Genomic DNA, 15,220 nt, shown 5'->3' with positions numbered 1-15,220 from the left:
AAAAGTATAATTATGATTAAAAACGATTTATTTTTAAAAGCCCTCCGCGGCGAAACCGTGGAAAGACCACCCGTTTGGATGATGCGCCAAGCTGGAAGATACCTGCCCGAATTTCAGGAAATAAAAGCGAAATACGATTTTTTCACTCGCTGCCAAACTCCCGAGCTTGCCAGTGAAATTACCGTACAACCCATCCGCAGATACGGCATGGACGCCGCCATTTTGTTTAGCGATATTTTGGTAATTCCACAAGCCATGAACATTCATGTAGAAATGAAACCCGGAATTGGACCGTGGGTGCCAGAGCCTATCCGTTCGCAAAAGGATTTGGAACGCGTTATTGTTCCAGATATTAACGAAACGCTTGGCTACGTGATGGATGCCATAAAAATGACGAAGGAAAAACTAAACGATGAGGTTCCGTTAATTGGATTTGCTGGGAGTCCGTGGACAATTTTGTGTTATTGCGTGCAAGGGCAAGGCAGTAAAAATTTTGACAAAGCGAAGGAATTTTGTTTTACGCAGCCAGTTGCGGCACACGAATTACTTCAGAAAATTACCGATACAACAATTTTATACCTAAAAGAAAAAGTAAAGGCTGGGGTAAACGCGGTGCAGGTTTTTGACAGTTGGGGAGGCATGCTTTCGCCAACCGATTATCAGGAATTTAGCTGGCAATATATGCAGCAAATAATAGATGCTTTAAAGGATGAAACTCCAGTTATCGCCTTCGGAAAAGGTTGCTGGTTTGCTTTGGATACCATGGCGAAAAGCGGCGCTTCGGCTTTAGGAGTAGATTGGACGTGTTCGCCAAGAAACGCTCGATATTTAACCGGTGGAAATATTACATTACAAGGAAATTTTGATCCAACACGCCTTTTTAGTCCGCCATCGGAAATAAAAAAGATGGTAAAACAAATGATTGATGAATTTGGAAAAGACCGTTACATCGTAAATTTAGGTCACGGAATTCTGCCAAATATTCCTCTGGAGAACGCGGGTGCTTTTATTGAAGCTGTAAAGGAATACAAACAAGAATAAATGCTTTGGCAGATTTTTAAAAAGTTAGATTTTAGGCAACTTTTCGGGTTGTTTTATATGTTTTTAAAAAATCCGCTTTACGCATTTCCTACTATTTTTGCTACAAAGCGTTGTATGAATATTGCCTATAAAGAATACGGAAGCAGGCATCATTTAAGCAACAAAGCTAATGCATTTCGGCATGCACTATGGGTAACTTTAATTATTAAAAAATGTTTAAAGTGGCGCAATAATGAAGAGATGGCAAAAGCATGGGCAAAGGAATTTACAGATTGGCATGAAAAATTTTCGCCTAACAAGGCTTTGGCAAAAGCAATGGATTTGCATAATAATCGCGTTGGAATTCTTTATTTTGAATCAATAAAAAATAAAAACGAAGCGGAAATCGTTTCATTCTTGAAACAAAAGGCTTCGGAAGCAATAAAGATTTCAACTGTTAAAAATTTAGAACAACTTGAGAATAATTTAGTTTATATAGAATGAATTGTCTATTCGAGCGCAGTCGCGAACTTCAATTTAGGTCTGGACTGCGCTCGACCAGACATTTGAACGGGAATGATCAAAAACATTTTAAATGCAATAAAAGCATACGCAGGCACTTTCAAGCTTATTGGGCAACTTGGGCTTTGGAAGTATTTCGGCGTACCTATGGCCATTAGCTTTTTAACCGCGGTTGCAATTGGTTTTTTAGCTTGGGGTTTGAGTGACAATTTGGGAGCTTTTATTTCGAAAATTTGGTTTTGGGAATGGGGCGCTGAAACTTTTAGAACCATCAGTGATTTTATTGGAGCTTTAATAATAATTGCTTTAGGTTTAATTCTTTACCGGCATATTGTAATGGCCTTGAGCGCTCCATTTATGAGTCCCGTTTCAGAAAAGATTGAAAAACATCTTTTTGGCGAAAACCATTCGCACCGTAATACCTCAAATCTGGGTCAGCTTTGGCGGGGCATACGTATAAACGTTCGCAATTTATTAATGGAATTATTGTTCACTATTCCAATTATTTTGATAGGTTTTATACCTGTAATCGGGATAATTTCTTCGGTACTTTTGTTTTTAGTACAGAGCTATTACGCAGGTTTCGGAAATATGGATTACACTTTGGAACGGCACTATAAATATTCCGAAAGCATCCAGTTTGTGAGTAGGAACAAAGGTTTGGCAATTGGCAATGGCATGGTTTTTATGCTAATGCTTTTAATTCCCGTTGTGGGAATAATTTTAGTTTTACCACTTTCGGTAACTGCCGCGAGTACGGAGACTCTAAAAGTTTTGGAATCAACGAAGCAAATTGGCTTTAACGGAGAATTGGATAGGAATTAAGGTTTCCAAAACCTCCTGCAAGGTTTCCAAAACCTTGTAGGTCTAAAAATTAAGACATTATGAATTTACAAAATATAGAACAATCTCATTATTATCACATTTATAATCGTGGCATTAATGGAACTGCTATATTTAAAAATGACGAAAATAAACGCTACTTTCTCCAGCTGTTTGGAAAGTATGTTGCACAACACGTGGAAATTTTTGGATATTGTTTAATGGACAATCATTTTCATTTTCTAATTAAAGTGAATTCTGTCTCGGAAGAATTCACCAAGGCAATGTCAAATTTCTTTAATGCTTATGCAAAAGCATTCAATAGATTTGCTGGGCGCACGGGAAGTTTGTTTGAAAAACATTTTAAAAGAAAAAAAATTGAAGATGAAAATTATATTAAGAACCTCTTGATTTATATTCACAAAAATCCAACAGAAATTCAGAATCATAAAACTTATAGGTTCTCTTCTTATCATAATTATTTAAATAATAGTGAACCTGATTATTTTAAACTTTCAAAAACTTATGTAATTAATAATCTTTTTGATTCCGCAAAAAACCTAGAGTATTCACATTCAAAAGAGATACAAATAATTGGCGCCGTATTAGGGGAGAAAGACCTACAAGGAGCCCCCGCTGAAAAGACGGGGGAACACCTTGCAGGAAATAACCAACGGCAACCTTACTCAATACCCACTAATTCAATGAAAGAAAAATTTGTAGCATATATAAAAAATTTGCAAAACGAAATCACTTCCGCTTTGGAAGCAATTGACGGAAAAGCAAAATTCAAAGAAGATGTTTGGAAACGCACTGAAGGTGGAGGCGGACAAACGCGCGTGATTGAAAACGGAAATGTTTTCGAAAAAGGCGGCGTTAACATTAGTGAAGTGCACGGAAAATTGCCCGAAAGTATGCAGGCTTATTTTGGTGTAAAAGATGCCGATTTCTTTGCCTGTGGATTGAGTTTGGTACTTCACCCAAAAAGCCCGATGGTACCTACGGTTCACGCCAATTGGCGTTATTTTGAAATGTATGATGCCACAGGAAACATTGTAGATAGTTGGTTTGGCGGTGGGCAGGATTTAACGCCCTACTATTTGTTTGAAGAAGATGCCATCCATTTTCATCAAGTTTGCAAAACTGCTTGCAACAAACACAATCCAGCTTTTTACGAAACCTATAAAAAACGTTGCGATGATTATTTTTGGAATGCACATCGTGATGAAGCGAGAGGAGTTGGCGGACTTTTCTTCGATTATTTAAAGAAAACAGATGAAATGGAGATGCAAGATTGGTATAATTTTGTAACCGAAATTGGTGATAGTTTTTTGGAATGCTATATTCCAATTGTTGAGAAAAGAAAAAGTCTATCTTTTTCCGAAGAAAATAGAAACTGGCAAGAAATACGCCGTGGTCGTTATGTTGAATTCAATTTGGTTCACGATAAAGGAACGCTTTTCGGACTAAAAACTAACGGACGGATCGAAAGCATTTTGATGAGTTTACCACCACATGTGCAGTGGAAATATGATTATCATCCAGAAGCTGGAAGTGAAGAATACAAACTTGTGGAGGTTTTAAAAAATCCGAAAGATTGGGTATAATACACTATTCCCTCGAACGCAGTGGAGGGGTTTTTACAAAAAATAGAATGCTAAATAGGTCGCGACTGCGTTCGACCGGACAAATTTAAAAATTATGTATCCATTACGAAGAAACCGAAGATTGCGAACCAATGAAAGCATGAGAAACTTGGTTCGGGAAACAATTATAAGCCCTAACGATTTTATAGCTCCACTTTTTGTGGTGGAAGGAAAAGGCGTGAAAGAGGAAATTGCCTCCATGCCAAATTATTACAGATTGAGCTTGGATTTGCTTCAAAAGGAAGTGAAAGAACTGCGGAAACTCGGCATTAAATCTGTTTTGCTTTTTGTAAAAGTTGACGACAAATTGAAAGACAATAGTGGGAAAGAAGCTTTAAATCCCGACGGATTAATGCAACGCGCTATAAAAACGGTTAAAGATGCTGTGTCTGAAATGATAGTAATGACCGATGTGGCGATGGATCCTTTTTCAAGTTTTGGCCATGACGGGATAATTTCCGAAGGAAAAATAATTAACGACGATACCAATGCGGTTTTAGCCGAAATGGCTTTAAGCCACGCCAAAGCTGGTGCAGATGTTGTTGCGCCGAGCGATATGATGGACGGTCGTATTTTCGAAATTAGAACACTGCTGGAAGATGAAGGCTTTTGCGATACCGCAATTATGGCATACAGCGCTAAATATGCTTCTGCCTTTTACGGGCCGTTCCGCGATGCTTTGGATTCTGCTCCCGTTGATGTCAAGGATATTCCGAAAGATAAAAAAACCTATCAAATGGATTTTGGCAATCGCGAAGAAGCCATTAGAGAAACTTTGATGGATATTGACGAGGGCGCCGATATTGTAATGGTGAAACCTGGCCTTTGCTATTTAGATATAGTTCGCGAAATAAAAAATGCGGTACATGTTCCCGTTGCCGTATATCAAGTTAGTGGTGAGTATGCAATGCTAAAAGCTGCAGCTGAAAAAGGCTGGCTTAACCACGATGCAGTTATGCTGGAGCAAGTTACGGCCATAAAAAGAGCCGGCGCTTCTATGATTGCCAGCTATTTTGCGAAAGATGTAGTGAAGCTTATTAATTAGCAAAATTTTTTACTTCCGCATCAATTTTTCGCATACATTTGCGTGGTGAAAAGCACTGAAAAACACATAGTTAATTTTATATTTTCCACAGCCATATTTTTGGTATTTGGGAATGTGCTTTTAGCTCATGGAGCAATTGCAGATAACGGTAAAGCTACTGTAATATCTGCGCTTCAGGATGAAGACCAAGGCAAGCCTTTTGTTTTTGACGCTATCGCTGTTGGCGAAGTTTCGCAAACAGTTTCGCAACACGAATATTTGGGCTTAGATTTGGCGGGAAGCATTTTTGCTTACCAGAATGTTGTTTACGCACGTGTTTCTTCAAATTACAAATGTTATTATTCTTCAAAAGATAAACGCGAACTTATCTTTAAGCACTTATTTCCATTTCATTTTTTTTGGTGATTTTTTGATGCTTGTTTGGCCTGCTCGATTTCTTTTTCGAGCATAAATTCACTCAAATTTATTCACTTAAAATTTTTTTAAAATGGAATTAAACACAACCTTTATCGGGGTAGTTATATTATTATTGATATTCGTGCCTGTAACCTATTTAATCGTAAATGCTTCAGGCAAGGAAAAGAAACTTCGAAATGTTATTTCGCAACTTTCGCACAACAATGGTATTCAATTAAAAAACATCGATTTTATTGGTAATTGTATCATTGCAGTAGATGAAAACGCCAAAAAATTGGTTTATACTTCAAAGTCAAATCCTACAGGCGATTTCAAAATAATTGATATGGAAGAAATTAAAGATTGTCGCGCAAAAAGCGTAAAACTTTCTGGCAAATCCCTGGATTGGGTAGGACTGGAATTTGTTGCTAAATCTGGTCGACTTGAAATTCCTTTCTATATTGAAACGAATGACGAAGAATACACAAGAGATCCCCACGTGTGCCTACAAGACGCCAAACGCTGGGAGACCACATTAAAACCGTTGCTAAAAGCTTCGTAGTATAATTTAAAAAAACCGTCCTTTGTGGCGGTTTTTTTTATGCAATTAACAAAGCATTGCATAAAAAGAATTAATAAATCTTTATTTTAGTTGAAATTTATTAAAACCACCTATGGCCTTATTATTAATCTACGCTATACTATCTATTTTCTTTTCGTTTTTGTGTTCTATATTGGAGGCAGCGCTGCTTAGTTTTACCCCTACTTATCTGCGAATGAAAACCAATGAAGGAAAATCGTACGCCATAACCTTAACAAATTTTAAAAAAGATATAGACAAACCATTAATTGCTATACTTACCTTAAATACAATTGCACATACTGTAGGAGCAATTTTAGTAGGTGTTCAAGCTGAAAAACTCCCCTATAAAGTTGAAATATGGGGAGTAAATATTGTGGGAATTGTTTCAGCTATAATGACGATGCTCATCTTAGTGGTTTCTGAAATTATTCCAAAAACTATTGGTGCTACCTATTGGAAAAAATTGGGGTCGTTTACAGCACTTTTTCTAAAACTAATTATTTTTCCCTTAAAGTACACTGGTATTCTGTGGCTGTTAATGCTAATTACCCGCTTGGTGGGCAAATCTGCCCATGTAAGTACCATGAGTCGGGAAGAATTTATGGCAATTACAGATGCCGCCGAAGAAGAAGGAGTGTTTGAAGAAAATGAAACTACCGTTATTAAAAACTTATTGGTGTTTAAAAGCGTACACGCAAAAGATGTAATGACGCCATTTACAGTTGTAACTTTAGAAGACGAATCTAAAAGTCTCGAGGCTTTTCATCAAGATCATAAAAGTTTGCGGTTTTCTCGTATTCCCGTTTATAAAGACAAATCGCATAACATTACCGGTTTTGTGCTTCGGGATGATGTGCTGGAAGAAATTGTGGAAGATCGGGGCGATAAGCTGTTAAGCGATTTAAAACGCGAAATATTTGTTGTTGCTGCCGAAAAGCCAATCCCGGAACTTTTTGAAACATTTATAAAACAACGCGTGCATATTGCTTCTGTAGTTGACGACTTTGGCAATACCATTGGTGTAGTTACTATGGAAGATATTATTGAAACGCTCTTGGGTCTTGAAATTATGGACGAAAGTGACAGTATAGAAGATATGCAACTACAAGCGCGTAAAAATTGGGAGCGTCGGGCCAAACGGATGGGAATTCAAATCAATACAGATATTACCGGCGAAGACGAGGAGAACAACACATAATGGAAACGGCCTATATAAATTCACCAATAGGAGTTTTGGAACTAAAAGGCAGTGCCCAGGGTCTTGCTTCGGTTTATTTTACAGACGATAAAAATGTGGCTATTTCTAAAATATGCCCCGAATATTTAAATGAAGCGATTGTTCAATTGCGAGAATATTTTGAAGGGAAGCGGCACCAATTCAATTTAAAACTCGCGCCGGAGGGTACAGATTTTCAGAAACGAGTTTGGAAACAATTACAGGAAATACCTTTCGGAAAAACTGCTAGCTATCAGCAAATGGCGAACAAACTTGGCGATCCAAAAGTAATTCGCGCGGCTGCTTCGGCCAATGGTAAAAATCCCATTTCAATTATTATTCCCTGTCACCGCGTTATTGGTAGCGACGGCTCCCTCACTGGATATGCCGGCGGATTGTACAGAAAAAAATGGTTATTGGAACACGAAAACCCGTGGCCACAACAATCGTTGTTTTAGATGAAAAAAATATTAAAATTTTTAAAATGGGTCTTAATGCTACTTATTTTTGTAGTCTTGGGTCTTTATATTACGGGCTATGGGTATATTTTAAAGGGTGTTTGGGTGGTTTACCTCCACGGTCACACCACCGCTTATATTGATGATTTTCAATTTTTTGACACCGAAATGATTCCCGCAAGTGCCCATCCGCAACCTTGGAAAATTCATAAAGATTATAACACGGTTCAAGCAACTAACGCGCTTTCTGAAATAAATGATAAACTTGGAACGGTTGCATTTCTGGTTATAAAAAATGACAGCATTTGGTTCGAAAAATATTTTGACGGATTTGGAAAGAATTCGCAGACCAATTCATTCTCCATGGCTAAAAGTATTACATCGGCTTTATTGGGAAAAGCAATTGACGATGGTTTTATTGAAAGTTTAAATCAGCCCGTTGGCGATTTTTACCCGCAATACGCTCATAGTGGAATGACGGTTGGCGATCTCTCGTCAATGGCTTCTGGTTTAGATTGGGACGAATCGTACTCCAATCCGTTCGGAATGACAGCAAAAGCGTATTATGACTCACATTTGGCAGAAACAATTCTGAAGCTAAAAGTGGTGGATAAACCGGGCCAAAATTTTAAATATTTAAGTGGAAACACACAGCTTTTGGCGATGGTTATTCAGAAATCGCTTCAAAATGCAAGTATTGATTTAAGTGAATATTTACAGGAAAGCTTTTGGCAACCAATGGGTTTTGAACAACCGGCCCTTTGGCAAATTGATGATGCAGAAAATAGGTTGGTAAAAGCGTACTGCTGTTTGGGAAGCAATGCCCGCGACTTTGCACGTTTCGGAAAATTGTATAAAGATTACGGCAAATGGAACGGTAAGCAATTGTTAGATTCTACCTTTGTGGCGAAAAGCATTACTCCGAGGTTTGCTAAAAGTCCCGAATACGGATATGGCTTTTGGTTGAGCGATTTTTTGGGAAAGAAAATATTTGCAATGCGTGGCATTTTAGGGCAGTATGTTATCGTAATCCCTCAGGACGATATAATAATTGTACGCTTAGGCCACCAAAGAGGAACAAAAACCGACTTGCCTTTTAGTTCAGATTTCTACGTATATATTGATGAAGTTTATAAGATGCTTGGAGAAAATCAATAATTTTACGTAGCTTTAAGCATCTCCCCGATTATAATTTCAGAAACATGATTAAGCGTATTAATTTACAGCATATCCTTTTTTTGGATATTGAAACCGTCCCGCAAAAGGAATATTACTCCGAATTGGACGACACTTCCAAAACGCTTTGGGAATTGAAAAGCAAATACCAACGAAAGGATGATATTTCGGCCGAAGACTTTTACGAACGTGCCGGCATATGGGCAGAATTTGGATTAATAGTCTGTATTTCGGTGGGTTATTTTGTACTAAAAGGCGATGTAAGAAACTTTCGTGTAACCAGTTTTCACGGTGATGAAGTAAAGATTTTAAAGGAATTTAAAACATTGCTCGAATCCCATTTTAATAAACCGCATCATTTACTTTGTGCCCACAATGGGAAGGAATTCGACTTCCCCTACATTGCCCGCCGGATGATTATCAATGGCATAGACATTCCTTTTAAATTAGATCTTTTCGGAAAAAAGCCGTGGGAAGTTCCGCACTTGGATACCTTGGAGCTTTGGAAATTTGGCGATTATAAAACCTTTACCTCTCTCAAGTTAATGGCGCACGTTTTAGGTATTCCATCCCCAAAAGATGATATTGATGGCAGCGAGGTGCGAGATGTTTTTTACAAAGAAAAGGATATTGATAGAATAATTGTTTATTGCGAAAAGGACACCGTTACGGTTGCACAAATTTTCTTAAGACTTCGGAATGAAGAAATATTAGTTGCCGACGAAATTCTTTCAATTTAAAGAAGTTTTAAGAAGGCAAATCTTTCAATATGGAATTCTATTTAAAATTTAGTAGATTTACCAGCCATATTCAAAATATACTTTTATGACAATTCTGAAATTTAATCTAAAAACGTTTTTAATTCCTGTGTTTGCAATTTCTATTTTCTTTATTTCTTGTAAAGACAAAGAAACCACTGAGGAAGCAGCGCCGGCAGCGGTACAGGAAGCAACCCTTGAGCAAAAGAAACAAGCGCTACAAAATGTAGCACCTCCTGCAAATACGCGTACAACAACAAATACAGCGGGTGGAATAAATCCTGCCCACGGACAACCGGGCCACCGTTGTGATATTCCGGTAGGCGCTCCATTAAATGCAGCGGCTGGCAGTGCTAACAAAGCACCTGCAATTAATTCATCAAATGCAGTGCCTGTTTCAACTCCGGCTTCTGGTAGTGGTATAAATCCGCCACACGGACAGCCAGGACACAGGTGCGATATAAAAGTGGGCGATCCGCTTTAAACAAATTATATATAAAAACGGCCCGTTTCAAATATGAAGCGGGCCGTTTTATTTGTTGTAATTAAAAATTACTCTTTCACAAATCGTTTCATAAGTTTGTTAAAATTTGTATTTACTTCCATTATGTAAACACCGCTTTGCAAAGTAGAAATGTCTAAGCTCGGTGTAAACGCACCTTTGCCAACTACTTGCCCAATTACGTTATAGATAACGTAATCTGTTCCCACTGAGTTAACCAATGAAATATTCAGCGTGTGTTTGGCAGGATTTGGGTAGATAGAAATTTCTGAACTATTAAAACCTGTATCGCCCGTAATTCCTTGATTAACCGAATTACTAATAATTACAGTATAATCTTCCACTTCACCATAACTGAAGGTTTCACAAGAAGATGGGTAGGCGTTGTACTTCATAGAAACTCGCATTCTCGTTGCTCCGGAAAGGGCAGATGATGGCACCGTAAAACTTCCAGAGATAGAAGTAGAAGTAGTTCGCGAACGTGAATATACTTGTTCGCCAGAGTCATTAAAATCGCCATCTTGATTGTAGTCAATCCACACTCTATACGCTTCACGGTATTTTCTTCCGGTCCATCTTGGAGTAATTGTAATGGTATTGCTACTTCCTTTAGATAGTGTGGTAGACATACTTGTGAAATCTGCATAACCACCATTATTGCCAGAATAATTATTGATGCTTCCCAGTTGAATGCGATCTATATATTCGTCATTTGTATTGTTTCCTTGCGAAGTACAATAGGTTACGGAGTTTGAAAGTGTAGTAACATTTACCGTATTGCTGAAACCAGAATTGTTCCCGGCAGCATCGTGCGCCCGTACTTTAAATGAATACCCAGTTGAAGGGGACAAACCAGTAATATTTGCCGAAGTACCTGTAACACTTCCTAAATTTGTACTGCCTTCAAAAACATCGTAGCCCGTAACAGCTACATTATCTGTGGAAGCATTCCACGAAAGTGAGAGGGTGGTTTGCGTTACATTTGAAGCTGCCAAACTAGAAGGTGCCGTTGGTGCTTGGGTATCTGGTCCGGCACCGCCCAAGTTTATAGTGTAATCTTCTACTTCACCATAACTGAAAGTTTCACACGAAGTTGGAATTCCATTGTATTTCATAGAAACCCGCATTCTAGTTTCTCCGCCTACTGTGCCCGAAGGTACGGTAAACGTTCCACTATTCGGTGTGTTTTTTGAAGCGGCTTTAGACCAGACCAATTCGCCAGCATCGCCAAAATCACTATCGCCATTATAGTCAATCCACACAGCGTAGCCTTCGTTATAAACAGTTCCAGTCCAAGTTGGGGTAACAGTTATAGTGTACGTTGAGCCTTCATTTAACGAAGTAGAAATACTCGTAAAGTCTGAATAAAACTGCGCACCAGAAGCATTGTCAATTGTGTTTAATTGTACGCGGCTAATATATTCATCATTCACATTATTTCCTTGTGAGGCACAATAGTCGCTTCCACCGCCACCGCCATAAGCAGCACCAACACCAACTGCATACCAAGCGTTTGTAGTTGCAATTTCTTCAGGGCTATCTGCGCCGTACAAATCTCTCGCAGCTTGAATGGCCCCATTTCTGGCATCGCTGTATTGTGAGTTTGAATTTAAATATACCGTTAGGTTTCTGTAAGCAATTGCTGCGGCTTTGTCCATCCCGATTCCGGTAACATTGTAACTGTTTCCTTTGTCGTTGGTTCCACTTTTACCTACACTTAACACATAAAACCAGAAGTTTTGTACACCAGAGTTAATGTGTACTCCTCCATTATCTCCCGAACCGGAATACCAGTTTGTACCTTGATATGTATCGGGGTCGCCATAGGCATTTGGATTACTCATGGAGCGCAAAGCTCCACCGCTACCGCCAGCGCCAATGTCGTCGCCCATTAGCCAATCGTTTGTGCCAGAGGCGAACTTTTCAATAGATTCGCCGAAAATATCGGAAAACGATTCGTTTAACGCTCCGGACTGGTAGCTATAAACCAAATTTGCAGAATACTCAGTAACCCCGTGAGTAATTTCGTGACCACATATATCTAAGGATACCAATGGGCCATAGTTTACACCATCACCGTCGCCGTAAGTCATTCGGCTACCATCCCAAAATGCATTTACATAATTGGTGGAATAACTCACATACGATTTTATAATAGCTCCAGCATTGTTGTAGGAGTTTCTGCCATGTTTCTGGCTAAAATATTTGTGCGTGCGTTCAGCACCAAAATGTGCTTGAACTCCGGTTGGGTTGGAAGTAAAGTTTGTTGAACTACTTGTAACATCCACGGCATTGTTATAATTAGTGCCATTATTCAAGTCAAAAGTTTGAATTCCACCGCCATCTGCTGTTTGCCGTAAACGATAAGGCCCCGATGCATTATCGGCAGTAAAGGAAACGTTGCCATTATAAAGGCTGGTTCCGGTGGCGGGTACATTGGCGTGATGAATTTTTTTGTTTTCCATGATAAATTGTCCCGTTGTTGCATCAATATATACATCGGCCCTGTATAACGGTGCTGTTGCATAAATATCAAATTTATAAGCAAGTCGGTTTGTTTCAGAAATATTTTTAATCGCGGGGAAAATAACGAGTTCGCCCAATGGTTTTTGATAGTCTGCCATCGCAGCTTCGTTTGGGTTTTGCCACATGTATTTTATGGCACCTACATGGGCAGTAGCGTTGTTAAATGCTTGCGATTTACTAATAGTAGGAGTGGTAGAAAAATCTTCGGCAATAGGAGCGTAGGAAGAATTTAAAGTCTGCACCGTTCCATTTTTGCTGTTAAGTGTAATTGTTGCGAATTCCACTTTTATACCGTTATAATACTGCTGCATTTTTTTATGCGTAAAACCTAACGGATCAATTTCTTGTTTTAGCGAAGTAAAAGAAGTTGGGCCCGAAGGATTAAAAACTTCTTTAAAAATTTGTGTAGCATTTTGAAGCGAGTACGATTGTGAGGCATCAAAAACCACTAAACTTTGGGATGACGTGTTGTTTTTCATTTCTCGATCTTTGTTTTGGGCGGAAACTACCGCTGAAAACCCGAAGATAAGCAACGAAAAGAATAAAACGAATTTGTTAATTTTTTTCATAATAAATAGGTTTTAGTGAATGTTTGTGTTTGATTTCTTAATAAAATCATATAAATTAACAACATGTTTCGATTAAAACCTATTTATTTCGATGAAATACTGTTAAAGTATTATTCACGGCATTTATTCTATCTTTGAAATTATGAATACACCCCCTCTTCTTTCGGTCAAAAAATTATCGGTTTCCTTTGGTAAAGGGAATACCGAAACCTCGGTTTTACACACCATATCTTTTGATGTTCACGAGGGTGAAATTGTAGGAATTGTAGGCGAATCCGGTTCGGGAAAGTCGGTTACTTCATTATCAATTATGGGTTTGTTGCCTTCAAAAGATGCACATGTGGAGGGTGAAATTTTCTTTGAAAAACAAAATTTACTGGTACTCAATGAAAAGGAATTTCGAAAAATAAGAGGCCGGGAAATAGCTATGATTTTTCAGGAACCCATGAGCGCATTAAACCCGTCCTTAACATGCGGATTTCAAGTTGCCGAAGTGCTTCAACTTCATTTAAAGATGAATGCAAAAGAGGCCAAAAATGAAACCATTTCACTTTTTAAAAAGGTGAAATTACCGCGGCCAACTGAAATTTATAATAGTTATCCGCATCAAATAAGCGGTGGACAAATGCAGCGGGTTATGATAGCTATGGCCATTGCCTGCAAACCCAAACTACTAATTGCAGACGAACCAACCACAGCACTCGATGTTACGGTGCAAAAGGAAATTATTTCACTTTTAAAATCCATACAGCAGGAAACTAAAATGGCGATGCTATTTATTTCGCACGACTTGAGCTTAGTTTCTGAAATTGCTGATACGGTTGTGGTAATGTATAAAGGTAATATTGTTGAAAAGGCAACTACTATTGAAATTTTTAAAAATCCCCAAGCGGAATATACAAAAGCGCTCTTGGCGTCGCGACCTGCATTAGATGTGCGTTTGGCAAAACTGCCAACCATTGCTTCCATCGCCGATAAAAGTTTTAAACCGCGAGAGATTAAACCTGTGGAACGTGCCAAAAGACATAAAAATATATATACGCAACAACCAATTTTGGAGGTTGCCAATTTAAAGAAATACTATTTCAGCAGTGTGGGAATTTTTGCTAAAAAGGAAATTGTTAAAGCCGTGGATGCGGTTAGTTTTTCGGTTTTTGAAGGCGAAACCTTAGGGCTGGTTGGCGAATCGGGATGTGGTAAATCTACATTGGGAAGAACAATTCTTCAATTAGAAAATGTTACGGGTGGCAGCATTAAATATCGGGGAAGAGAGCTGGTAAAACTTTCTAAAACGGAGATTAGAAAACTGCGAAAGGAAGTGCAAATTATTTTTCAAGACCCTTATTCGTCGTTAAATCCGCGTTTAATGATTGGCCAGGCGTTAATGGAGCCGATGGAAGTGCACGGTTTAGGAAATTCTAAAAGCGAACGAAAAAACCGGGTGCTTTCACTTTTGGAAAGGGTGGGTTTAGACAAAAGTTATTTTTATCGTTATCCGCACGAGCTTTCTGGAGGGCAACGGCAGCGTGTTGGAATTGCCCGTACAATTGTAGTGGAACCAAAACTTGTTATTTGCGATGAGTCTGTATCTGCTTTGGATATTTCGGTTCAGGCGCAAGTCCTTAATTTATTGAACGAATTAAAAAATGATTTTGGGTTTACCTATATTTTTATATCGCATGATTTGGCCGTGGTAAAATATATGTCGGATCAGCTTTTGGTAATGAATAGTGGTAAGATTGAAGAATTGGGCGATGCCGATGAAATTTATGAAAATCCACAGACCGTATATTCCAAAAAGCTTATAGCTGCAATTCCTAAAGGAATTTAAACTTGTTTTTGTACAAAATAAAAGCCCGTTCAATTTTAATTGAGAACGGGCTTTATTATAAATCTGCGTTTATGACAGATTTAGGGCAAAAAACCATAAGAAAAAGATTAGGTTAACAATTACACAGTTTTAAATTTGAAAAGTAGGTTT

Annotated in this window: 14 protein-coding genes and 1 pseudogene; 14 read left to right on the top strand and 1 reads right to left on the bottom strand. The window is 38.4% G+C overall.

The genetic code is table 11. The features are described from left to right. Positions 1-12: 12 nt before the first annotated feature. From hemE to VZD24_RS03290, 13 genes and pseudogenes are all read left to right on the top strand, one after another. Positions 13-1,041: a uroporphyrinogen decarboxylase gene (hemE, locus tag VZD24_RS03350; RefSeq protein WP_279449795.1), complete on the top strand. Its 1,029-nt coding sequence runs from the start codon at positions 13-15 to the stop codon at positions 1,039-1,041. Next, a complete protein-coding gene (locus VZD24_RS03345; RefSeq protein ID WP_373693848.1) occupies positions 1,042-1,524 on the top strand; it encodes a DUF6973 domain-containing protein in 483 nt (160 codons plus the stop codon). Between the two features lie 72 nt (positions 1,525-1,596). Continuing rightward, positions 1,597-2,367 carry an EI24 domain-containing protein gene (locus tag VZD24_RS03340; protein WP_342686871.1) on the top strand — a complete coding sequence of 257 codons (771 nt, stop codon included), beginning with the start codon at positions 1,597-1,599 and terminating at the stop codon, positions 2,365-2,367. Between the two features lie 59 nt (positions 2,368-2,426). Further along, positions 2,427-2,780 (top strand): annotated as a pseudogene (locus tag VZD24_RS15290) (transposase); the annotation flags it as partial. A 288-nt stretch (positions 2,781-3,068) separates the two neighbouring features. Further along, positions 3,069-3,971, top strand: coding sequence for an oxygen-dependent coproporphyrinogen oxidase (hemF, locus tag VZD24_RS03330; protein WP_342686960.1), 903 nt, complete (start codon positions 3,069-3,071; stop codon positions 3,969-3,971). 94 nt (positions 3,972-4,065) lie between these two features. Beyond that, positions 4,066-5,055 carry a porphobilinogen synthase gene (gene hemB, locus VZD24_RS03325; protein ID WP_342686872.1) on the top strand — a complete coding sequence of 330 codons (990 nt, stop codon included), beginning with the start codon at positions 4,066-4,068 and terminating at the stop codon, positions 5,053-5,055. 45 nt (positions 5,056-5,100) lie between these two features. Continuing rightward, positions 5,101-5,460 carry a hypothetical protein gene (locus VZD24_RS03320; RefSeq protein WP_342686873.1) on the top strand — a complete coding sequence of 120 codons (360 nt, stop codon included), beginning with the start codon at positions 5,101-5,103 and terminating at the stop codon, positions 5,458-5,460. A gap of 82 nt (positions 5,461-5,542) precedes the next feature. Then, positions 5,543-6,013, top strand: a complete 471-nt coding sequence (locus tag VZD24_RS03315; RefSeq protein ID WP_279449800.1) for a hypothetical protein — start codon at positions 5,543-5,545, stop codon at positions 6,011-6,013. Positions 6,014-6,125: 112 nt separating this feature from the next. Continuing rightward, the gene (locus VZD24_RS03310; protein WP_279449801.1) at positions 6,126-7,232 is read left to right on the top strand and encodes a CNNM domain-containing protein; all 1,107 of its coding nucleotides are present in this window, start codon (positions 6,126-6,128) and stop codon (positions 7,230-7,232) included. Further along, positions 7,232-7,708, top strand: coding sequence for a methylated-DNA--[protein]-cysteine S-methyltransferase (locus tag VZD24_RS03305; RefSeq protein ID WP_342686874.1), 477 nt, complete (start codon positions 7,232-7,234; stop codon positions 7,706-7,708). Before VZD24_RS03310 ends, VZD24_RS03305 begins: the two co-directional genes overlap by 1 nt. After that, the gene (locus tag VZD24_RS03300; protein WP_342686875.1) at positions 7,709-8,866 is read left to right on the top strand and encodes a serine hydrolase domain-containing protein; all 1,158 of its coding nucleotides are present in this window, start codon (positions 7,709-7,711) and stop codon (positions 8,864-8,866) included. It begins immediately after the preceding gene. Positions 8,867-8,910: 44 nt separating this feature from the next. Further along, the gene (locus VZD24_RS03295) at positions 8,911-9,624 is read left to right on the top strand and encodes a 3'-5' exonuclease (protein ID WP_342686876.1); all 714 of its coding nucleotides are present in this window, start codon (positions 8,911-8,913) and stop codon (positions 9,622-9,624) included. 85 nt (positions 9,625-9,709) lie between these two features. Continuing rightward, positions 9,710-10,126 (top strand): hypothetical protein, encoded by a 417-nt coding sequence (locus tag VZD24_RS03290; protein WP_279449805.1) that lies wholly within the window; start codon positions 9,710-9,712, stop codon positions 10,124-10,126. Between the two features lie 68 nt (positions 10,127-10,194). Here the strand turns inward: VZD24_RS03290 and VZD24_RS03285 are convergent, their stop codons facing one another. Continuing rightward, the gene (locus tag VZD24_RS03285; RefSeq protein ID WP_342686877.1) at positions 10,195-13,239 is read right to left on the bottom strand and encodes a M4 family metallopeptidase; all 3,045 of its coding nucleotides are present in this window, start codon (positions 13,237-13,239) and stop codon (positions 10,195-10,197) included. A 142-nt stretch (positions 13,240-13,381) separates the two neighbouring features. Between VZD24_RS03285 and VZD24_RS03280 the strand changes: the two genes are divergently transcribed. Further along, on the top strand, positions 13,382-15,070 hold the full coding sequence (locus tag VZD24_RS03280) for an ABC transporter ATP-binding protein (protein ID WP_279449807.1): 1,689 nt from the start codon (positions 13,382-13,384) through the stop codon (positions 15,068-15,070). Positions 15,071-15,220: the final 150 nt, after the last annotated feature.

Source organism: Aequorivita flava, from assembly GCF_038742595.1.
GTDB classification, from domain to species: Bacteria; Bacteroidota; Bacteroidia; order Flavobacteriales; family Flavobacteriaceae; genus Aequorivita; species Aequorivita marisscotiae.
The sequence above is the reverse complement of the archived record's forward strand: the minus strand, read 5'-3'. Positions and strand labels throughout refer to the sequence as shown.

Bases quoted from the DNA above. Each gene is read 5' to 3' on its own strand.
- hemE (WP_279449795.1), top strand. From the start codon at position 13: ATGATTAAAAACGATTTATTTTTAAAAGCCCTCCGCGGCGAAACCGTG.
- VZD24_RS03345 (WP_373693848.1), top strand. From the start codon at position 1,042: ATGCTTTGGCAGATTTTTAAAAAGTTAGATTTTAGGCAACTTTTCGGG.
- VZD24_RS03340 (WP_342686871.1), top strand. From the start codon at position 1,597: ATGATCAAAAACATTTTAAATGCAATAAAAGCATACGCAGGCACTTTC.
- hemF (WP_342686960.1), top strand. From the start codon at position 3,069: ATGAAAGAAAAATTTGTAGCATATATAAAAAATTTGCAAAACGAAATC.
- hemB (WP_342686872.1), top strand. From the start codon at position 4,066: ATGTATCCATTACGAAGAAACCGAAGATTGCGAACCAATGAAAGCATG.
- VZD24_RS03315 (WP_279449800.1), top strand. From the start codon at position 5,543: ATGGAATTAAACACAACCTTTATCGGGGTAGTTATATTATTATTGATA.
- VZD24_RS03310 (WP_279449801.1), top strand. From the start codon at position 6,126: ATGGCCTTATTATTAATCTACGCTATACTATCTATTTTCTTTTCGTTT.
- VZD24_RS03305 (WP_342686874.1), top strand. From the start codon at position 7,232: ATGGAAACGGCCTATATAAATTCACCAATAGGAGTTTTGGAACTAAAA.
- VZD24_RS03300 (WP_342686875.1), top strand. From the start codon at position 7,709: ATGAAAAAAATATTAAAATTTTTAAAATGGGTCTTAATGCTACTTATT.
- VZD24_RS03295 (WP_342686876.1), top strand. From the start codon at position 8,911: ATGATTAAGCGTATTAATTTACAGCATATCCTTTTTTTGGATATTGAA.
- VZD24_RS03290 (WP_279449805.1), top strand. From the start codon at position 9,710: ATGACAATTCTGAAATTTAATCTAAAAACGTTTTTAATTCCTGTGTTT.
- VZD24_RS03285 (WP_342686877.1), bottom strand. From the start codon at position 13,239: ATGAAAAAAATTAACAAATTCGTTTTATTCTTTTCGTTGCTTATCTTC.
- VZD24_RS03280 (WP_279449807.1), top strand. From the start codon at position 13,382: ATGAATACACCCCCTCTTCTTTCGGTCAAAAAATTATCGGTTTCCTTT.